13 protein-coding genes and 1 pseudogene are annotated in these 20,375 nt (G+C 62.5%); 8 read left to right on the top strand and 6 right to left on the bottom strand.

Annotated elements, in window-relative coordinates:
* Positions 1 to 60: 60 nt before the first annotated feature.
* Positions 61 to 687 (bottom strand): annotated as a pseudogene (locus QTN24_RS09400) (aspartate/glutamate racemase family protein); the annotation flags it as partial.
* 410 nt (positions 688 to 1,097) lie between these two features.
* Between QTN24_RS09400 and QTN24_RS09395 the strand changes: the two are divergent.
* Complete coding sequence (locus QTN24_RS09395; RefSeq protein ID WP_052495059.1) at positions 1,098 to 2,033, top strand: LysR substrate-binding domain-containing protein; 936 nt, start codon at positions 1,098 to 1,100, stop codon at positions 2,031 to 2,033.
* Between the two features lie 116 nt (positions 2,034 to 2,149).
* Entirely contained in the window at positions 2,150 to 4,414 is a 2,265-nt protein-coding gene (locus tag QTN24_RS09390; RefSeq protein ID WP_313836654.1) for a hypothetical protein, read from the top strand.
* A gap of 20 nt (positions 4,415 to 4,434) precedes the next feature.
* Here QTN24_RS09390 and QTN24_RS09385 read toward each other — a convergent pair.
* Positions 4,435 to 5,633, bottom strand: a protein-coding gene (locus QTN24_RS09385; protein WP_116311498.1) for an IS3 family transposase whose coding sequence is annotated in 2 segments (ribosomal slippage) — positions 4,435 to 5,318 and positions 5,318 to 5,633 — 1,200 coding nt in all. Because the reading frame shifts where the segments join, the coding sequence is not laid out codon by codon here.
* A 242-nt stretch (positions 5,634 to 5,875) separates the two neighbouring features.
* On the opposite strand from QTN24_RS09385, the gene QTN24_RS09380 reads away from it, so the two are divergent.
* Entirely contained in the window at positions 5,876 to 7,483 is a 1,608-nt protein-coding gene (locus QTN24_RS09380) for a PIN domain-containing protein (protein WP_313836652.1), read from the top strand.
* Between the two features lie 2,098 nt (positions 7,484 to 9,581).
* Positions 9,582 to 11,084: a DUF1254 domain-containing protein gene (locus tag QTN24_RS09375; RefSeq protein ID WP_313836650.1), complete on the top strand. Its 1,503-nt coding sequence runs from the start codon at positions 9,582 to 9,584 to the stop codon at positions 11,082 to 11,084.
* 67 nt (positions 11,085 to 11,151) lie between these two features.
* On the opposite strand, the gene QTN24_RS09370 is transcribed toward QTN24_RS09375, so the two are convergent.
* Complete coding sequence (locus QTN24_RS09370; protein ID WP_313836648.1) at positions 11,152 to 11,625, bottom strand: YbaK/EbsC family protein; 474 nt, start codon at positions 11,623 to 11,625, stop codon at positions 11,152 to 11,154.
* Positions 11,626 to 11,893: 268 nt separating this feature from the next.
* On the opposite strand from QTN24_RS09370, the gene katG reads away from it, so the two are divergent.
* Positions 11,894 to 14,149: a catalase/peroxidase HPI gene (katG, locus tag QTN24_RS09365; protein WP_313836646.1), complete on the top strand. Its 2,256-nt coding sequence runs from the start codon at positions 11,894 to 11,896 to the stop codon at positions 14,147 to 14,149.
* Between the two features lie 111 nt (positions 14,150 to 14,260).
* The gene (locus QTN24_RS09360) at positions 14,261 to 14,812 is read left to right on the top strand and encodes a GNAT family N-acetyltransferase (protein WP_313836644.1); all 552 of its coding nucleotides are present in this window, start codon (positions 14,261 to 14,263) and stop codon (positions 14,810 to 14,812) included.
* 12 nt (positions 14,813 to 14,824) lie between these two features.
* Here QTN24_RS09360 and QTN24_RS09355 read toward each other — a convergent pair whose 3' ends face one another.
* Complete coding sequence (locus QTN24_RS09355; RefSeq protein ID WP_313836642.1) at positions 14,825 to 15,259, bottom strand: nuclear transport factor 2 family protein; 435 nt, start codon at positions 15,257 to 15,259, stop codon at positions 14,825 to 14,827.
* A gap of 285 nt (positions 15,260 to 15,544) precedes the next feature.
* Positions 15,545 to 16,759, bottom strand: a complete 1,215-nt coding sequence (gene ampC, locus QTN24_RS09350; protein WP_409558996.1) for a class C beta-lactamase — start codon at positions 16,757 to 16,759, stop codon at positions 15,545 to 15,547.
* A gap of 91 nt (positions 16,760 to 16,850) precedes the next feature.
* Here ampC and QTN24_RS09345 point away from each other — a divergent pair, with 91 nt between their 5' ends.
* The gene (locus QTN24_RS09345) at positions 16,851 to 18,587 is read left to right on the top strand and encodes a Na/Pi cotransporter family protein (protein WP_124684278.1); all 1,737 of its coding nucleotides are present in this window, start codon (positions 16,851 to 16,853) and stop codon (positions 18,585 to 18,587) included.
* A gap of 15 nt (positions 18,588 to 18,602) precedes the next feature.
* Here the strand turns inward: QTN24_RS09345 and QTN24_RS09340 are convergent, their stop codons facing one another.
* On the bottom strand, positions 18,603 to 18,968 hold the full coding sequence (locus QTN24_RS09340) for a glyoxalase superfamily protein (RefSeq protein WP_124684279.1): 366 nt from the start codon (positions 18,966 to 18,968) through the stop codon (positions 18,603 to 18,605).
* 175 nt (positions 18,969 to 19,143) lie between these two features.
* On the opposite strand from QTN24_RS09340, the gene QTN24_RS09335 reads away from it, so the two are divergent.
* On the top strand, positions 19,144 to 20,307 hold the full coding sequence (locus tag QTN24_RS09335) for an ATP-binding protein (RefSeq protein ID WP_313836636.1): 1,164 nt from the start codon (positions 19,144 to 19,146) through the stop codon (positions 20,305 to 20,307).
* Positions 20,308 to 20,375: the final 68 nt, after the last annotated feature.

The raw sequence follows: 20,375 nt of genomic DNA, 5'->3' as shown, positions 1-20,375 counted from the left end.
TGAACTGTCGTGCGTGGGCCGAGGCGTGAGGCCGCCTCGAGGAGAGCATTGTGTAGGTGACTACGCCTGGGCGGAGGACGCTAGCTGGACGCACCGTTTTGCAAGGACATCAGTTGGGTCCACTAGTGCGACGCTCGCGCTTCCGACCGGGAAGCTGTCGGTCTGCGAGAAAACGAGCGGGAGTTCGGTGCAGCCGAGGATCTGGACTTGCGCACCCTTATTTTGGAGGTGCTCGATGGCTGCCCGAAGCGACGCTGCACAGTGCCCCTGCGTGTAGCCAGCCTTCACGCCTGTCGGGCCATAGATTGCCTCCATCACCATCGCCTGGAAGTCGGGCGACGGTGTGATCAGTTCTAGCTGCCCTGCGGCAGCATCGTGATATACCCGACTCTCCACCGTGCCCGACGTCGCAAGAAGTCCAACTTTCGTTCCCTTTCCATACTTGCCGACGATGTGTCCGATGGTTTCCGTCAGCATGTTGACGATCGGAATCGAGAGATGCGGCTGAATCCGCTCAACATACGCATGGGCGGTATTGCAGGGGATCGCAATGGCGTTTGCCCCCTCAGATTCCAGACGTTTGCAGGTTGCGTAGAGTGCAACTGTCGGGTCCGCTTCGTGGCGCAGCAGATTTGCCGTGCGATCCGGGATTTGCGGATTCTGCTCCACGACCATCTTAATGTGATCCTGGTCCTTGGACGCGAGATTGGGTCGCCAGTGATCGGGAAGTTCTCCAGTGCCCTCAGCGTATGAATGCCGTAGTACGCGTCTGCCGGCACCTCGCGGTAGCCAAGCAAGTCATGCTCGCGCCGCGTTCCCTTGAAATCTTGTTGAATAGCCATCGCATTCCTCATCAGTGCGCCTTGTTTGCCAACCGGATTCTAGGAGCGCAATGGAATCCACTTTATGAGGATGTAAATTGAAACTATTCCATACCAGAATAGTTTTGCTTGGAGCGCCACATAGCGCACTTTATGCTGTACTTTGATGATCAGGATTCGCTTATTTCTTGCGTTTTCGGTCCATACATGGGGTTTACGTGGGCGTTCGGCTGCCCACTTGGGTACGTGTGACCCTCAGCGGCAAAGAGGTGCCAAATGCAACTGAAGTGGATCGAAGATCTTTTGGCGATCGAACAGACGCACAGCTTCTCCCGGGCCTCAGAGCTCCGATTTGTTACGCAATCAGCACTTTCTCGACGCGTAAAGTCGCTGGAAGATTGGGTTGGCGTCGAATTGGTAGACCGAGGCACCTACCCGGTCGAATTGACGCCTGCTGGCCGCAGGTTCTGCGAGCAAAGCAAAGAATCCGTCGGTGCCATTACGGAACTGCGTTCGGAACTGCGCCAGGAGGCAAAGATGCCAGGCCGTTCCATCCAGATCGCCGCCGGCCATACGCTCTCGTTGACGTTCTTGCCAAGGTGGTTGAAGCAGTTCCACCAACAAACCGGTGATTTCAATGCGCGAGTCGTCGCAGCGAACGTTCACGATGCCGTCGTCGCATTGGCTGAAGGCAGTTGCGACTTGATGATCGGCTATCACCATCCACTCGTGCCGATCCTGCTCGACCGCGACAAGTTCGCCGGCATCACGTTAGGCCATGAGGATTTCATCCCTGTATCTGCGCCAGACGACCGCGGCAAACCGATCTTTTCGCTGCCGGGCACGACCGACGCTCCGCTCCCGTACCTCGCGTACACGGCCACGACATTCATGGGACGCGTTGTCGATATGATCTTGAACAGCGCCGACGCACCGTACCATCTGCGTAGCTGCTACGAGGCGGACATGGCGATGTTGCTGATGAAGATGGTGGTCGAGCGATACGGCGTTGCGTGGTTACCGGTAAGCGCGGTTGCGGAGGAGATCGCAGCGGGACGCCTCGTCCAGGCGGGCCACGACACCTGGACTGCTCAATTGGAAATCAGGTGCTACCGGGCGATTGCCAACGCCAACCCTACGCTGCAAGACCTGTGGCAGTCATTGGACAATACTTCATCGTGTGAACACGTCGAAGATGATGCTCCAGTCTGAACAAGCGGCGAAGGGAAGGGGAGTCGCTGGGACCTGTTGGCAGAATGCGGGGAAGCAATGACCGCGGAATGGTTGCAAGGGTCATCCGTCGACACAGAACTAGAAAGGCCTACAGAATGCGCGCGTTCGAGATCGAGATCTCAAAGCCAACGAATGCTGACAGCTTCGAAAACATGTGCACGGATGTCTACGGTGTCGTGTTCGACGATCCGACTCCAAAGAGGAACGGCAGATCAGGGCAGAAGCAGGGCGGTGTAGACATTTTCGTTACATCAAGAGCCGGTCGAATTGGCATCCAGTGCAAGCGGTATGTCGATGGCGGGGTGACCACCAAGACAATTGATGATGAGGTTGCCGCGGCCGACGCGGCGGGTTGGAAGATTGTCCGCCTCATAATTGCCACGACAGCTGCAAGCGACACGGCGCTCGTCAAGCACGCACAGGAAGTCAGCGACCTTCGGCAGGCCAATGGCCAATTCTTGGTCGAAGTGGAATCGTGGACCGAGATATGCAACCACATCCAACGATACGACGCATTGCATCCGAAATACTCCCCAAACAGCGCGGGCGGTGCCATTGCGGTGCTACGTGAGCAGGGAGAAAGGACTGGGGCGCAGATCGCTGCCATGCCTGCGACGATGGAAGCAACATTCAAGGCGGCACTATTGCAGATGTTGCCTACAGGTCGGACAGATTCACCGAATGGGCTTGTGACGAGGCAGCTTGACAAGGTGAACGACCTGCTGCGCGGCCTGAAATTTCAGGCTGCGCAGGAGTTGCTTGCCACTCTCGAAACCGAGATCGCGAGCTTCGACAGACATCAGAAGGCGCGCTGGACTCTTCAGAATGGCATTGCACACTGGCAACAGAATCGTGAGGAGGTCGCTGCTGAGTGGTTTCTACGTGCCTATGACCTGTTTTGGGATGACGAGCGCATCGCCGCTAACAAAATCCGAGCGCATATCATCCAGGGAGACCTCAAGCTTGCCAACGCTGAAGGGGCACGCCTGCTAGGCCTATTCCCGCTTTCGCTCCATGTTTGGCTAGCGGCTACCAATGCTCGAATCTGCGAGAACGAGGACTTGACGGAAGCCGAATTGCCGGCGCGCTTCAGAGAAGAAGCAGATGCGCTGCAAATGATGGCCTACGCCTTTTATCGGCAACAGAGCGACTTGGCGGTAACCTACGCACGGCGAGCTTTACGCGCAAAGGATGCAGGCCTTTTCACCCGCAAAGGGGCCGCAGGCATCATCGTTAGCGTCGCAGGAAAGGACGGGATTTCCGCGGACTTCGACGCCTACGCCGAAGATTTGCGTGAGGGTCTCGATGAGGTAATCGCCGCGTTCGAGCCTGCGGCAACAGAACTATGGCGGATCGAAAATAGCCAGCACAGGGCCGAAGCTGCCTCGCACGTGGCGCTTGCCCACATGCTAACCGGCAAGCCTGGCGTGGCGCTCGCCATATGCGAGCGAATCGAAACGGAAATTCCTGAGTATGCCGATAACGTGGCCGCCCTACACATCGGATCCTTGCTCTTCCTCCGCCGGCACGAGGATCTTGTTAAATTTTCCATAGCCCACCTCAATGCGCTGGACGAAGACGGATTGCTCCTTGCGGCCGAAACGGCCGCAAACCGAGGCGAGTCCGAGGCATTTGCTCGCATCACTCACGCATTGCGCGAGCATGCGCCGGACGAGAAACCGGTTGTCAAGCTGCTTGAAATGGTGTGCGCGTGCAACTCCGGCCAATCCGAAAAGGTGGTCAAGGAAGTCAGTGAGACGCCCGCTGATGGCCTTGATCTGATTACACTCAGCGCCTTTGCGGGGCTGATGCTCAATGCCGGCCGTGACAGCGAAGCGCTCCGGTTTGTCGAGGTCATAAAGAAGCGAGTCTCCACCCATTCGAGTTCGCGCGAGCGTCTGATCGTCGCGGATATTTTGATTCGCGCCGATCAGTTCTCCGACGCCGTCGGCCTCTTGGAGTCGGTGGACCCCAGCGGCCGCAGCCTACCAATTCAGACGCGACGACTGCGTGCCCTATTGTTTGGTGGGTACCGGCGAAAGTCAAAAGACCTCCTGGAAAAAGTGCCACCCGAATGGCTTTCAGATGACGCCTTCCGCCGCCTAGCGATGGGCGTCGCACAAGAAGCCAATGACTGGAGCCAGCTCGAACTGCTTGCGAGACTGCATCGCGAGGCCCATCCAGAGCGGGCGGAAGCATGGGTCTTTTGGTACCAAGTTGTTCTTCATACCAGACCACCCGCACAAATCCGAAACGCCTTCAGCGAGGCGCCCGAGCGTCTTACGGGGACCCTGAAGCAGATCGCGCACTTGGCGGCGGCAGAGTTGCAGTATGGCAAGCCAGTGGAGTTGACCCTGTAACTCAGGACACCCGAACACCGTTAAGTTGATGATATTGCGACCCGCCGGAATTCCCGAGGCGAACGATACTTCAACGCTTTATGCGGATGCCAGTCATTGTATTGTTCGAACGCGATCGTTAGCTCAGATAGGGCAGTGGGCACGTCAGACTTGTTCATGAACGCGATGTAATCGCGCTTCATGGTCTTGACGAAGGATTCGGCCATACCGTTGCTCTGCGGGGAACGCACCGGCGTGGTCAGTGGCTCCAAGCCTAATTCCCGGGCGAAGCTTCGCGTACGTTGGTCGATGTATGCCGACCCATTGTCCGACAGCCACTCGATGGTTTGCCCGGTCTGCACAGCGCCGAAGCGTTGCTCGACGGCCGCTAGCATGACATCCCGAACAATGTCCCCGCTGTGACCGCCGGTGGTTGCCGCCCAACTGATAGCCTCCCGGTCATGACAATCGAGCGCAAAGGTGACGCGTAGCGCCGAACCATCGCCGCAACGGAATTCAAAGCCATCGGAACACCAACGAGTATTGCTTTGGTCGACAGCAACACGGCCATCATGGCGACGTGTATCGCGTCTTCGCCCAGGCCGGCGAAGCAGTAACTGATGCTCTCGCATGACGCGGTAAACACGTTTGACGTTCACAGGCGGTGCCCCGCTGAGCTCGTGACTGCGCCGTAGCAGAGCCCAGATCCTTCGATAGCCGTACGTGGGCAGGTCTGCAACCAGCTCATGGATCTCAGTCACAAGCGTCGTATCGTCGTGCTCGCGGGCACGGCGACCATCTTGCCAATCCGCTGATCGGGCCTGTCTAACTGCCACCGCAGAGCGCGCCACGCCAAGGACATCGCAGACCGTCTTCATTGGTCGTCCCCGGGCAGTAAGGGCGAGCGCGCAATCCAGTTTTTTGAGCGCCCGTACTCCACGGCTTCTTTCAGGATTTCTGCTTCCTGCGTTTTCTTTCCCAGCAGTCGCTGCAACTCCCTGATCTCTTTAAAGGCAGCAGCCAACTGCGAAGCTGGGACCACAGCTTCGCCAGCAGTCACGGCAGCCAGGCTGCCCTCCTGGTACTGCTTGCGCCAGGCAAACAGCTGATTGGGATTGAGCCCGTGCCGCCGCGCGACCGCTGAAACGGTGGCGCCTGGCTCCATCGTTTCTTGAATGATGGCGAGCTTTTCCTGGGCTGAACGGCGCCGCCGCCGCTCAGGTTCGGTCAGAACTTCGATGCTTTCCACTATTTGCCTAGGCTTGAAACTAGTCACAAGACTACCCCTAATTATAAGAGGTGCCAGGTGTCCTGAGATTCAAGGTGCCGCTCCAGCCAGAGGTCGGGTACGCGCGGCTTTATCGCATGTTCCGCTCGAACATGGACGACGTCAGTGCCGCCTCCTCCTATCTAATGGGAGTTTTGATCGGTCACCGAGCCAGACACGGTAGAACACACTTTCCGGAGGTGAGGCCTGGCTCCATGGTGACGCTTGAGGGCGCGGACAGGAGCATCGTAAAAATCGTGATCGATCCTGCAGGCATGACGGATCTGCCGAAATCTGCGAGATTCCTTGCTGCGGACAGCCCGCTGGCGAAAACGATGCTAGGACTGGCATGCGGCGACACCGTTGACATCGAGGGAACGTTCGATGTTCGCAATTTCACGATTCGTGAGATCAGTGATGCTCATCAAGGACTGGGCGAGTACGCGCACGAACTCTTGTCGAAATCGCTAGAACCCGCGCCTGGTCTGCAGCTCTTCAGCCTGACCGAGAAAGAGGATGGGAACCTGGATGTCTCGCCCATCCATGACCGACTCAAGGCGCAAACGCAACGTAGCAAATCGGTAATGGAGCAATACGCCGAGAGCAAGCTTCCGCTTGGCTTGTGTGCGCAAATGCTCGGCGCCGACGGCATGCAAATGGTCTTCAGTTGGGACCAGCGCAACCCTCCGCTCGCAAGTGGTGTCACCACAGCGCCAGAGCTTGAGGCCGCAAGTGCATTGTTGCTCGACCAATCGTTCCCCGTTGTGATGGACGCGCTCACGCTGGCTGAACTTGTCCGCTTTGGACAGGGTGATCTTCTCTCAGTGTTGCCACGGGTGTATGTTTGCCGGGGGACCTACGATCGATTCAAACAAGCGGAAGTCGAGGCGTTGGATTCTCGCGCAGAGGGACATGCGGCCGATATAGATGGGCAGTTCGCATTCTTGCCTATCACGGAAGAGGCTCGCAAGTGGAAGGCAAGCCAATATACCGAAGCATTGAGGCTAATGGACGAACACTGCGAAGTTTGCCCGGTGTATGGGCCGGAGCAAATGCCTCACGAACTCATCCTTCTAAAGGATCTTCTCGATACAGATACCTATGACGCGCTCGCGTTGTGCCTCGAAAAGGGGGCAGCCTTGTTCTCGGTGGATGAACGCCTTAGGAACTGGGTCTATGGAGTGTTTGGTATCAAGGGTGTGTTCCCCTATCTCGTGGCGATGAAGGGCTTGCAGGACGGCAAGATCTCACGTGGTGATCACGCAGAGTTCGCCCTCAACTCGGCGCTGCACAATCGCACCGTTTTCGCCCTTCATGCAGATGACGTCTTTTGGGGACTCCAGCAGCCGCAGATGGCGGCGCGGACGCTTGAATTTGTTGCCACCCACCTCGCAACCGCGCTCAATCGCCGGTACGCGATCGGCCTAGCGCGCGACCTGATTCAAGGAATGCCAAACGTGTCCATGCAGTACGGCGCAGTTGTAGAGTTCGTGAAATTTATCGCCAATGGCTTGTTTCGCAGAAAGGATAACGTCACAGGAATGCGCGAGGGCTTTGCCCGATGGTTGCGGCAAGTAGCGGACATGTTGTTTGCTTATACCTCGCCGTATCCCGCTACACGAGAGATTCCCAGGGAAGACAAGGCTGAATTTCTCAACGTGCTGGAGCATGGCTTAGAAACGGGAATTGCATTGGCCGGGGAGGGCGGCGCGATAGAGCCGCCCGCGATCGGAGCGCTCTATTGCAGAACCGGCTTCGTCGTTCATCAGCCAAATGCGAAAGCGCTCACAAACGTCACGGTGTCACCGGCAACGGCAAGCTAATAGGACGGCGACGGGTCAACGCGTAGGGCAGGGCAGGCCAGCTTTCGTCGCATCACCTATACGTTGCGCATGAATGACGCACGTGCATTTGGCAATCCGCTGATATCGTGGCAGCAATGCGTGGCTAGTAGTCAATCATAAGCGTTCTGCTCGCGTCCACCGACGCTTTGCCGTGACCGCCAGGCAATTGGCTGCCTTGGCAGTGCGGCCCATCTTCAGGCTATCGGCGGCAGTTGGAATCTGCCCCCGTCTGCGAGATAGATGAAGCCCTGCTTCGCGATGGCATAATGGAAGCAGGCCTAGCCTACGAGGCCACCCCAATGTCTCATTGGTGGCCGCCAAAAGCCCGCGCAAGCGGGCTTTTGTTCGTCTCTATGGCTCAGAATTGCGCTGAAGGCGAACCTGAGCACTCGAGCGTGGCGCGATGTGTGAACGAGAAATAGCAGTTAGAGGATTTTCAGATTCAGCGCTAGTTGGCGGCGGCACAACACTCCACAGGCTCGTATAGCCGGTAACCCAGCCAGTGACAACGATGCCGAGACTATTCGCGTATCCATATGCCGAATGGTGGTGCCCTGGGCGGGTGCAGCGGTGCCGATATGCCGTAAGCTAAGCACTCATCCTTGGGATTGCGTAGACATTTTGCCGAGAATCTACGTTCATTCGACGATACGTGACCCTCAACCAATGGGGAGTTGCCTTCCTAAAACGGGCAGCTTCATCCGGATTTTTGTGTTCGATCCTGTCGGCAACGAGGTTCACGGCGTTTTTTACTATTCCATAGATTGAGTCCCGGCCTAAAGGAACAGCTTGCTCGTCTCCGTGGAGCCGGGATACCAAGGGCGTTGCTGACGGAGGAGGAGGAATGTGGATACCACGTGCCGCCAAGTATCTGTAAATGGCATACTTGGCCGAAGGATTCAGGACAATCTTCCTTGCCTGCTGCCCGCTCGCGTTCCTTAAAGAAAGCGACCACGTTTCATCTCCGGAGCTTGGTGACTTGTAGCAAAACAAATCGGACAGGCGGATACAGGCCAACTCCTCCCCGCGGATGCCAGTGTTTCCCATGAACCGAATTACGAAGAGCATCCGCTCGGCCTCGTCATGCGCTGGATGTCCGACTGGAAACTTCTCGCACTCTAACTCGAGCTCTCGGAGTAATCGAACAAACGACAAAAGGGGCAGGGATCTCGAGGGCTTTGTGGATCCCATGGCACTTTTCTTCCGACGGATTCGTCGCTCGCGGAAGAGGTTATATTGGATGTGCCGGAAATCGACCAGAAACGAAAATAAACTTTCCAAGACGCGAAATGCGAATGAGCAGCTCGCGTCCGACAAAGCTCCCTCGAACGGCCGCCAATCTCCGGCAGTACGACGCCGATTGCGCATTCCGCACCAGGAGTCTGGAGGATCCCGGAGAAATGCATCATAGAAGTCTAGGTCTGACGGGGTGATTTCGGCCAACAGCTTTCGATCGATGAAGAGCGCCCAGCAGTAAAACCTATGGACTTCCTTCTCATAGGCACGCTCCGTAGCATGGGTAGCAAATCCAGACAGCCACTGCAGTACAGTCCCCAGCTCCTGATACGCGCCATCATGTAAAGCGCGATCGACGGGATCGCAAGGATGCCCTGGTTGGCATAGAGTTCGGAGATCCCTCAGGGAAGAAGGAAACGGTGAGATGCTTAGCCCATCTTCTTGAGCGGCCATGTAAACTCCTGCGGCACGTATGCGTTGGACATCATCGCACGGGTCGAAGGCATTCGGCCGATAACAAAACTGTGGGCAGTAAGGGATGCAAATGAAAAAGTATGTTTGTTTTGGCGCGTATGAGCCGAAGAGCATTCGGACACGTATTTACGTCGCGATCAAACATAGTTTTGCGTCTTTCGACTGACAGTGCGGGAAAACCAGAGTCGGCTGTCCTTGTCCATCTTTCATTTAACATAAGATAGATTGTTCCTCGGACACCTGCCTGCCGCCAACCCCATCCCAGCCACTTAACGCAGCCCCCGAAAACATTCAATACGGCACCCCGATCCGCGGCGACGCTGGCGCCTTATGCTGCATGGGCCATTCATTGCAGCAAAGGAAACGTATGTCGACACGTCTGTTGTTCATCGGCGCCCTGATCTGGCTGGTGTCGTTGCCAGCCCTGGCGCAGGCACCGCGCTACGCGGCCAGCGTGCCGCCCGATATCGTGACGCCGTCCCGCGTGGACACGCGGATCGGGCCGCTGGAGTTCTTCGATGGCCTGCCCAACGACGCCACGGTCCAGAAGGTCTACGACCAGCTTGATTTCTCGCGCGGCATCCAGGCGTTCCTGTCCGGCATCCCGGCCGCTTCGCTGCAGGCCATGTGCACCGGGCTGCGCGAGGCCGGCGTCACGCCGAACCAGGCCATCGGCATCACCGAGAACCTGATGGACGCCCGGTCGCTGTTCCTGACGCCCAACGCCACAACGGTCTACAACTTCTTCTGCATCGATCTCAAGGACGGCCCGGTGGTGGTGGAAATCCCGCCCAACGCACTGGGGCCGGTGGACGATGCCTATTTCCGCTTCGTGACCGACGTCGGGCTGACCGGCCCGGACCAGGGCAAAGGCGGCAAGTACCTGTTCGTGCCGCCCGACTACAAGGGCCCGCTGCCGGACAGCGGCTACTTCATCACCAGATCGCCCACCTATATCAACTGGATCCTGTGCCGCGTGTTTGTCGAGCACGACGACGTGGCCGCGGCCGTGAAGCTGGTCAAGGATCGCGCCCGCGTCTATCCGCTGGCGGCCGCCGCCAAGCCGCCGCCGACGAAGTTCGTGAACCTGTCGGGCAAGAAATTCAACACGATCCATGCCAACGATTTCCGTTTCTTCGAGGAAATCGACGCGGTCATCCAGCACGAGCCAGCCGACGCATTCGATCCGGAGATCGTCGGCCTGTTTGCCTCGATCGGCATCAAGAAAGGCCAGCCGTTCCGGCCCGATGCCCGCATGAAGGCGCTGCTGGTGGATGCCGTGGCGGTGGGCAATGCGTCGGCGCGGGCCATCCTGTTCGCGTCGCGCGACCCGCGGCTCAAGTTCTTCCCGGACCGCCAATGGGGCAACGGCTTCATCGGCAACAGCTACCAGTTCCTGGATCACGGCGAGCGGATGCTCGACGCCCGCACGCTGTTCCACTACGCCGCCACCGGCATCACGCCGGCCATGGCGGCCGCCAAGCCCGGTACTGGCTCGGCCTACGCATTCGCCGTGCGCGACGCGCGCGGGACCTACCTGGACGGCGGCAAGACCTACCGGATCACCCTGCCCGGCCCCGTGCCGGCCCGGCAGTTCTGGTCGTTCACGGTCTACGACGCGCAGACCCGCTCGATGCTCGAAACCGACCAGAAGGCGGCCGGCATCGACAGCCACAGCAAGGGCCTGAAGGCGGGCCCCGATGGCTCTTATACGATCTGGTTCGGCCCGAAGGCGCCGCCGGGCCAGGCGTCGAACTGGGTGCAGACGCGGCCGGGCAAGAGCTGGCAGGTGATCCTGCGGCTGTACGGGCCGCTGGAGCCGTGGTTCGACAAGACGTGGAAACCGGGCGACCTGGAGCCCGTGGAATAGACGCAAGCCGGCCGCGCCATTGGACCTTGGTCCCATGGCGCGGCCCGTCGCGGGGCCACCGCCCGCGCTACATCACACGATGGGCAAACCGCCCTCGCCTCGCGTCCGCCATGAGCCGAGCGAAGTCGTCGACGCGCATGTGCACCAGCGCGTCGCGGTCACCCGATTCGAAATAGACGTCGTCGTGCGCCAGCAGGCTTTCGTCGATCCACGTTTGCGTGCCATAGGCCATGCCGACTGGTGGCAGCGCGCGCGGATCGCAGTCGCGGAACACCTCGCGCACCCCTTCCGCGTGGGCCCGGCCCAGTTCGCGGCCGGTCTGCCTGCGCAGCTCGGCCAGTTTCAGGTGGTGGCTGGCGGGGATGACGGCGGTCAGGTAGCCGCGTTCGTCCTCGAACAGGACAGTGCGCGCCAGGCGGTCCTGGGGCACGGCAGGCGCCGTGGACGGGGCCACTTCGCGGATGTCGCCGGGGCGCCTGACCGTGTCGAAATGGCTTTCGTTGCGGCTCAGGCATCTCGCGAGCCTGACTGACATGGTCATGATCGCACCCTCCGCGCGCGTGGCGCTGTCGTTCTGAGTACCGCAACTATAGGTCATGCACCGGGGGGATCAGGTCGGGCTAACCCGAATCGCGATGCCTTTCGCGTCATAGCGTTGCCCTATCGCGGCGATTGCAAAGCTCTCATGTTTTTGCCATGGGCTCTCGCCTATATTTCTCGTGCGACAGGACCTGACCAACGCAGGGCCGCGTGGAAGTGTTGACGCGAGAAAGACTAGAACTACCGATGGTTCCCCCAAAGGAGAGAGCATGTCTAACGAAAAGTGTCCCTTCAACCATGCCGCGGGCGGCGGCACCACCAATGCGGACTGGTGGCCGAAGCAGCTCAGGCTGGACTTGCTCAGCCAGCACTCGGACAAATCCAATCCGCTGGAGAAGGGTTTCAACTACGCCGAGGCCTTCAAGAGCCTCGACTTCGCCGCGCTGAAGAAGGACCTGGCCGACGTGATGACCGACTCGCAGGACTGGTGGCCGGCCGACTTTGGCCACTATGGCCCGCTGTTCATCCGGATGGCCTGGCACAGCGCCGGCACCTACCGCATCGGCGACGGCCGCGGGGGTGGCGGCCGCGGCCAGCAGCGCTTTGCACCGCTCAACAGCTGGCCGGACAACGTCAGCCTGGACAAGGCGCGCCGGCTGCTCTGGCCGGTCAAGCAGAAGTACGGCCAGAAGATTTCCTGGGCGGACCTGATGATCCTGGCCGGCAACGTGGCGCTGGAAACGATGGGCTTCAAGACCTTTGGCTACGGTGGCGGGCGCGAGGACACCTGGGAACCGGATCAGGACGTCTACTGGGGCAACGAGAAGACCTGGCTGGGCGGCGACGTACGCTACGGCAAGGGCGCGGCGGGCAATGACGACGATGGCGGCGTGCTGGTCGCCGATGCCGAGAAGCACGGCGAGGAAGTGAGCCGCACCGATCCCGGCCGCAACCTGGAGAACCCGCTCGGCGCCGTCCAGATGGGCCTGATCTACGTCAATCCGGAAGGCCCGGACGGCAACCCAGACCCGCTCGCGGCGGCCTATGACATCCGCGATACGTTCGGCCGCATGGCGATGGACGACGAGGAAACCGTGGCGCTGATCGCCGGCGGCCACACCTTCGGCAAGACCCATGGCGCCGCGGCGGCCAGCAATGTCGGCCCCGAGCCCGAGGCGGCCGACCTGGAACTGCAGGGCTTTGGCTGGCGCAACCAGTTCGGCACCGGCAAGGGCCCGGACACCATCACCAGCGGCCTGGAAGTGACGTGGAGCAACACGCCCACGCAGTGGGGCCAGGGCTTCTGGGAAAACCTGTTCAATTTCGAGTACGAGCTGACCAAGAGCCCGGCCGGCGCCAACCAGTGGGTGGCCAAGGACGCGCCCGAGACGGTGCCGCACGCATACGACCCGTCGAAGAAGCTCAAGCCGACCATGCTGACCACGGACCTGTCGCTGCGCTTCGACCCGATCTACGAGAAGATCTCGCGCCGCTTCAAGGACGACCCGCAGGCGTTTGCCGATGCCTTCGCCCGCGCGTGGTTCAAGCTGACCCATCGCGACATGGGGCCCATCGAGCGCTACCTGGGCCCGGAAGTCCCGCAGGAGGAACTGCTCTGGCAGGACCCGATCCCGAAGGTGGACCACCCGCTGGTCGACGACAACGACATTGCCGCGCTCAAGCAGAAAGTGCTGGCTGCGGGGCTGTCGATCGGGGAACTGGTCAAGACCGCCTGGGCGGCCGCGTCGACGTTCCGCGGCTCGGACAAGCGCGGCGGCGCCAACGGCGGCCGGATCCGGCTGGCCCCGCAGAAGGACTGGGCCGTCAACGAGCCGGACAAGCTGGCCAAGGTGCTGGAAACGCTGGCGGGCATCCAGAAAGACTTCAACGGGTCACAATCGGGCGGCAAGCAGGTCTCGATGGCGGACCTGATCGTGCTGGCGGGCGGCGCGGCCATCGAGAAGGCGGCCGAGAAGGCGGGCAAGATGCTGAAGGTACCGTTCTCGCCGGGCCGCATGGATGCGTCGCAGGAGAAGACCGACGTGAAGTCGATGGGCGCGATGGAGCCCACCGCCGACGCGTTCCGCAACTACATCAACCCGCGCGTGCGCGTGCCGGCCGAGCACATGATGATCGACCGCGCCCAGTTGCTGACGCTGACCGCGCCCGAGATGACGGTGCTGATCGGCGGGCTGCGGGTGCTCAACGTCCATCACGGCAAGGATGCGCACGGCGTGCTGACGGACCGGCCCGAGACGCTGACCAACGACTTCTTCCGCAACCTGCTCGACATGTCGCTGGAATGGACGCCGCTGTCGCGCGACGTGTTCGAAGGCGCCGACCGCAAGACCGGCGCGGTCAAGTGGACGGGCTCGCGCGTGGATCTGGTCTTCGGCTCGCACGCGCAACTGCGCGCGCTGTCGGAGGTCTATGCCAGCGACGACGGCGCCGACAAGTTCTATACGGACTTCGTCGCCGCTTGGTCCAAGGTGATGGACCTGGACCGCTTCGACCTGCGCAAGTGACGTAGCCGGACGCGTCTTGTGCCCCAGGGGCGCCGCAGCGGTACGCGGCGCCCTTTGCCCTTCCCTGCCCCGTTGCCTACCATGACAGGACCTCAATCCGCGGGCCCTGCCATGCCGCAAGCCACCGTTTCACACACGCCGACCGTGCCCTATCTGCCGATGCAGGTAATCCTGCGCAACGGGCAGGTGATCGTCGTGCGCCAGATCCGCGAGGACGACAAGGCCGGCGTGCTCGAAGCCTTCCACGCGCTGTCCGAGGATTCGCGCTACACGCGCTTCATGGCCGCGATCAAGGACCTGCCGGACGCCCTGCTGGACGACGTGGTTCACCCGGAGCCGGGCCGCGAATGCACGCTGGCCGCCGTGGACGGCACGGACGGCGTGGGGGCCCATCTGGTTGGCGGCGCTCGCTACGTGGCGCTGCCGGGCCGCGACGCCTGCGAGTTTGCCGTTACCGTGCTCGACGGCTGGCAAGGCACCGGGCTGGGCCGGGTGCTGCTGCAAACGCTGATCGAATTCGCGCGCGCCGCCGGGTTCGGCACCATCGAAGGCTACGTGCTGGCATCGAACACCGGCATGCGGCGGCTGGCGCATCGGCTGGGCTTTGCCGATACGCCCTGCCCGGACGACCCGTCGCAGCGCGTCGTCCACCTGTCGCTCTGACGGCCCAAGCCATCAGCCAGCGCCGGCCAGCACGGCCTTCTGCCCGGCCAGCCGCGCGCCCATCGCCTCGCCCAGCGCCTGCAGGCCCGACAGCGGGCGCACCATCACCTCGAATTCCTCGATCCGGCCGGCATCGTCGAAGCGCAGCATGTCGATACCCTTTAGCGCCTTGCCGCTGACCGTGGCGCTGAATTCCAGCACCACGCTGCGGCCGTCGGTGGACGCAAACGCGCGGTGGTACGTGAAATCCTGGAACACGGTATTGACGGTCTTCAGCACCAGCTTGATGGCGGCCCGCCCCGGATACGGGCTGTGCGCCACCGGGGAGCGGAAGACGATCTGGTCCGACAGCAGCGGGTCCAGTTCCTCCATCGCATTGCGCGCCAGCAGGCCGTGCCAGGCGGCCAGGGTCTGCTGCGCGGCGGGAATCAGGCCGTGAACTTCCATGCGGGTCTCCTCGGTGTGTTGTTATGCAACCAGTTGCATAACAACATCGTAGCCGGGAGATCGGCAAAACGCCAGCGGCCCAACCATGAAACGACCATGCACTGGCTGCATTCGGTCGATTAAGTTGCGGTCAAAATGCTAGAAATACAAAATCAGACAAACGCCTACATCGACTGCGTGTGCCTCACTCTAAGCTTCATCGCAGGACCTGACCCGTCCTGTTTAACCTCCCCCTGCAAACCCGCCTGATCCCCTCAGGCGGGTCTTTTTTTGGGCGGACGGTGTTCAGCGGGTGGCCGGGGCGCCGGCGCGGTCGAGCGCCTGGAGGATGGCGTAGGCCGCCGTCACCCGCGCCGGGATCGGCACGTTGCGGTTGGCCAGCAGCACCACGCCGATGCGGCGGCCGGGCACGTAGGCCACATAGGTGCCGAAGCCATTGGTCGACCCGGTCTTGTTGAGCAGGACGTCGGCCGCCGCCGGCTCGGGCGGGTCGATGCGCTGCACGGGCTGCGCGTCGCGCACCATCCGGGCGTCGTTGCCAGCCAGCAGGTCGTCCAGCGTCACCGGCCAGCCATAGCGCTCCCAGCCCAGCCCCTGCGTCATCGGCCCCACGCGGAAATAGCCCGCGTGCGTGGTCGCCAGCGCCTGCCGCACGGCCGGGTCCGCCACCGACTGGCCGTCGATGTTCAGTTCGACAAAGCGGATCATGTCCGCCGCCGTGGTCCGGATGCCATACGCCTGCCCGTCGAACACGCCCGGCGACGCCCGCACCGGCTTGTCGCCCTTGTAGCCCCAGGCGTAGTCGCCCATGCGGGCGCGCGGCACGTCGATCCAGGTATGCGACAGCCCCAGCTTCGGCAGCAACTGCCCGGCCATGGCGTCGCCAAACGGCATGCCCAGCGCCTGCGCGGCGGCATGGCCGAACAGGCCGATGCTCACGTTCGAATAGCGCCGCCGGGTGCCGGGCGCGAAGTCTGGCTGCCACTGCCGCAGCCAGTCCACCATCTGCGGCAGCGTATTGATGGCATCGGGCACCTGCAGCGGCAGGCCGCCGGCCGAATAGGTGCCCAGTTCCAGCAGGCTGATGCCATCGAAGGCGCTGCCGGCCAGCGCGGGCATGTGCCGACTGGCCTTGTCGGCCAGCGACAGCACGCCGCGCGCCTGCGCATAGGCGCCCAGCGTGGCCGTGAACGTCTTGCTGACCGATCCGATCTCGAACAGCGTGGCGTCGGTGACCGGCCGGGTGCCCTGGCGCGATGCCAGGCCGTAGTTGAACACCCGATGCTGGCCGCCCTGCGTGACGGCCACGGCCATGCCCGGCACGTCGTACTTGGCCATGACCGGCCGGACGGCGGCGTCGACCGTCGCGCGGATGGGGTCAGCCCCGGCATCGGCGCCCCAGGCCGGCCCACCGGCGGCGGTAGCGGCAAAGGTGGCCAGGGTGGCCAGGGTTGTCACGGCAAGGCGGAGCGGGATTCGGAGGGCGGCGGCGCGGCGCATGGCGGTGTCGGGCGGGGGCGAAGGAGTGCATTGTATCCGCCGGCGTGCGGCATACAATGGCAGCCTCGCCCTCCCGATAGGTCCCCATGCCATGCAGTCCGCTGCCTCGCTGAACCTGCTCGAAATCGTGGGCCTGCTGACCGGCGGGCTGGCCCTCTTCCTCTACGGCCTGGAATGCATGACGGGCGGGCTCAAGGCGATTGCCGGCGCGCGGCTGCAATCGCTGCTCGGCACGCTCACGGCCAGCCGCCTGCGCGGCGTGCTGGCGGGCGCGGGCATCACCGCCCTGCTCAATTCCTCCACGATCACCACGGTGCTGCTGGTCGGCTTCGTATCGGCCGGCCTGATGACGCTGGGCCAGTCGATCCCGGTGATCATGGGCGCCAACATCGGCTCCACGCTGACCGCGCAGATCATCGCGTTCAATATCTCGGCGGTCACGCCGTTCCTGCTGGGCTTCGGGTTCCTGCTGCACGCCTTTGCCCGGCAGGAACTGCTGCGCCAGCTGGGCGGCGTGCTGCTGGGCCTGGGCCTGCTGTTCCTCGGCATCGAGTTCATGGGCGATGCCACGCGGCCGCTGCGCAACTACGAGCCGTTCATCGCGGCGATGCAGGACATGCGCAACCCGGCGCTGGGCATCCTGATTGGCGCGCTGTTTACGGCCATCGTGCAGAGTTCGGCCGCCACGCTGGCCATCGTGATCGCGCTGGGCAGCCAGGGGCTGATCCCGCTGGAATCGGGCATCGCGCTGATCCTGGGCGCCAACGTCGGCACCTGCGGCACGGCGTTGCTGGCCGCCATCGGCAAGAACGCGGAAGCCACGCAGGTCGGCGTCGTCCATCTGCTGTTCAACGTGCTGGGCGTGCTGTTCTTCGCCTTCCTGATCCCGCAGTTTGCGGACCTCGTGCGGCTGGTGTCGCCGTCGGCGCCGGAACTGACGGGCGCCGCGCGGCTGGCGGCCGAGACGCCGCGCCAGGCCGCCAACGCCCATACCATCTTCAGCGTGTTCAGCACGACGGTGCTGATCTGGTTCACCGGGCCCATCGGCCGGCTGGCCGAGCGCATCGCGCCGTCCACGCGCACGACCGCGCAGGACCCGGCCGTGCCCCGCTACCTCGACGACACGCTGCTGGACATGCCGGCGCTGGGCATCGCCCGCGTGCAGCTCGAACTGGCCAGCCTGGGCCGGCAGGTGCACGGGCTGGTGCGCCGCAGCGCCGAGATCGCCGTGGAGGGCACCGCACAGGACATCGTGGCGATGGCCGGCCAGGACCAGGCCGCCGAAGCGCTGAGCACCGCGGTCATCGGCTATATCGGCCGGCTGTCGGAAGGCAACGGCAGCGAGGACGAGAGCCGCCAACTGGTGGACCTGGCGCGCATCGCGGCCACGCTCGATGCCACGCGCGAGGTGGCCACCACGAGCATGCTGGCGCTGAGCCAGCGGCGCCTGTCGCACAGCGCCGATGCCGGCCGCTGGCGCAACGCCGACGCCATGGCCTTTGCCGCTTCCGTGCTGGACCAGCTTGCGCAGGCCGTGGACACCGTCGCGCATCCGTCCGCCGACACCGTGCAGCGCATCGTCGCCGCCAAGCCGGCGCTGGAAGCCATGGCGATGGCGGCGCGCCAGGGCATCATGGCCGAGCTGCAGCTAAGCAGCCACGACGATGTGGCCAATTTCCGGCTGGCCAACGACATGATCGAGCACCTGAACGAGATCGCGCGGCTGTCGCGCGCCATCGCCAAGGCCACCGCGCAGTTGCGCGACGTGCGGCTCGACGATGTCCAGCCCGGCGTGCCCGTCCAGGCGTCCGCCCAGCAGGCAACCTGAGCCCGGCAGCTTGCGCTACGCCTCGGTCTGCTGGCAGAAGCAGAGCCGGTTGCCGAACGGGTCCTTGACCTGCAACTGCCGCCCCCAGCCGGCATCCTCCACGCCGGGCTTGGCGTAGCGATACGCGCGCGCGGTCAGTTCGGCGTGCAGCGCGTCCACGTCGTCGATCGGGATGAAGATCGCCGAACCGGGCGTGGCGTCGCCATGGTGCTCGCTCAGATGCAGCACCAGCCCCGAACGCGAGACCTGCGCGTAGAGCGGAAAGTTGTCGCCGAACCGGTGCTCCCAGTCGAGCTTGAAGCCCAGAAAGTCCACGTAGAACTCCCTTGCCTTGTCCTCCGAGAAGATGCGGAGGATCGGAATGGCTTGCGACATCTGCATGGCAAATCGCCTATGGAAAGGCGCCCGAAGCTGGAATCTGGCGATTCTGCCACGGCGGCATGACGCTCACGTGTACTGTCATCCACTTTGACTAGGATTTGTCTCCACGCCGGCTTTTACTTCGTTTTATGGATTCCCTATAATTATTGGAAATTCATAATTCCACCTAAACCCGATGAGCTACGTCTACAAGCGCCCCGAGCTGGCCAGCCAGATGGCGCGCCAGTTGCTCTACCCCAGCGTGCTGGACGAGGGCCTGCGGTCCGGGCTGTTCCTTTCTGGCCTGCGCCGGATCGGCAAGACCACGTTCCTGCTGAACGACCTGATCCCGGCGCTGGAAGACCTGGGCGCCATCGTGATCTATGTCGACCTGTGGAGCGACACCCAGCGCAGCCCCGCCACGCTGATCCGCGACGCGGTGCGCAAGAAGCTCGAAGCCCTGGAGTCGCCGCCGGCGGCGGCCCGGCGCAAGCTCAAGCGGGTGGCCGGCATCGACGTGGGCGCCTTCAGCTTCAAGTTCGGCTTCAAGCTGGAAAACCTGGGCGAGCCCGGCGGCGCCACGCTGGCGCAGGCGCTGTCCGAAGTGGTGGACCAGGGCCGCACCGACGTCGTGCTGATCGTCGACGAAGTCCAGCACGCGATTACGTCCGAGGAAGGCAACCAGATGCTGCTGGCGCTGAAGGCGGCGCGCGACGCGATCAATCCCCGGCCCGACACCCCCGGGCACTTCCTGTTCGTCGGCACCGGGTCCCACCGCGCGCTGGTCGGCGAACTGACGGCCCGGCGCAACCAGGCGTTCACGGGCGCCACGTCGGTGGCCTACCCGGTGCTGGACGAGGATTACGTGGCCTACCTGCTGGAACGGCTGGCCGCCGAGGGCTTTACGTCCCTGCCATCGCTCGACGTGGCCATCCAGGCGTTCCACACGCTCGGCAACCGGCCCGAGGAGATGATCAAGGCGTTGCGCCAGCTGCATTTCCACCTGCCCGACGGCAGCAATCCCGACGAGCACCTGCCGGTCATCGCCAACACGCTGCGCTCGGCCGCCGCCGATATCGAACTGATGAAGCTGGAACAGTTGGGCGGCCTGGCAACGGCCATCTTCGACCGCATCGCCACGGCCAAGGGCGACGCCCGGGGCCTGTTCTCGGCTGACGCGGCCGCCGCCTACTCCCAGGCCATCGGGCGCGAGGTCAAGGTCGAGGAGGCCCAGCCCGTGGTCAACGAACTGATGGCCACCAACCTCATCATGCGCAAGGGCCACGGCCTGTACGGCATCACCGACCCATTCGTGCAGGAGATGTGGCGCGAACGGAAATCGCTGGAAGGCAAGCTCTGAGCGCGCCGCCCGCCTTGGCGCCCTCCTTCGATCTAAGCGTTTACCCCTAGTTTTCATATAACCAGAAA

Origin of the sequence: Cupriavidus sp. SZY C1 (genome assembly GCF_032190535.1) — a bacterium.
GTDB lineage: Bacteria > Pseudomonadota > Gammaproteobacteria > Burkholderiales > Burkholderiaceae > Cupriavidus > Cupriavidus pauculus_C.
Note: the sequence above shows the minus strand (reverse complement) of the source record. Positions and strands in the feature narration are given on the sequence as shown.

Coding starts and splice junctions, on each gene's coding strand:
- QTN24_RS09395 (WP_052495059.1), top strand. CDS start 1,098: ATGCAACTGAAGTGGATCGAAGATCTTTTGGCGATCGAACAGACGCAC.
- QTN24_RS09390 (WP_313836654.1), top strand. CDS start 2,150: ATGCGCGCGTTCGAGATCGAGATCTCAAAGCCAACGAATGCTGACAGC.
- QTN24_RS09380 (WP_313836652.1), top strand. CDS start 5,876: ATGGTGACGCTTGAGGGCGCGGACAGGAGCATCGTAAAAATCGTGATC.
- QTN24_RS09375 (WP_313836650.1), top strand. CDS start 9,582: ATGTCGACACGTCTGTTGTTCATCGGCGCCCTGATCTGGCTGGTGTCG.
- QTN24_RS09370 (WP_313836648.1), bottom strand. CDS start 11,625: ATGACCATGTCAGTCAGGCTCGCGAGATGCCTGAGCCGCAACGAAAGC.
- katG (WP_313836646.1), top strand. CDS start 11,894: ATGTCTAACGAAAAGTGTCCCTTCAACCATGCCGCGGGCGGCGGCACC.
- QTN24_RS09360 (WP_313836644.1), top strand. CDS start 14,261: ATGCCGCAAGCCACCGTTTCACACACGCCGACCGTGCCCTATCTGCCG.
- QTN24_RS09355 (WP_313836642.1), bottom strand. CDS start 15,259: ATGGAAGTTCACGGCCTGATTCCCGCCGCGCAGCAGACCCTGGCCGCC.
- ampC (WP_409558996.1), bottom strand. CDS start 16,759: ATGCGCCGCGCCGCCGCCCTCCGAATCCCGCTCCGCCTTGCCGTGACA.
- QTN24_RS09345 (WP_124684278.1), top strand. CDS start 16,851: ATGCAGTCCGCTGCCTCGCTGAACCTGCTCGAAATCGTGGGCCTGCTG.
- QTN24_RS09340 (WP_124684279.1), bottom strand. CDS start 18,968: ATGCAGATGTCGCAAGCCATTCCGATCCTCCGCATCTTCTCGGAGGAC.
- QTN24_RS09335 (WP_313836636.1), top strand. CDS start 19,144: ATGAGCTACGTCTACAAGCGCCCCGAGCTGGCCAGCCAGATGGCGCGC.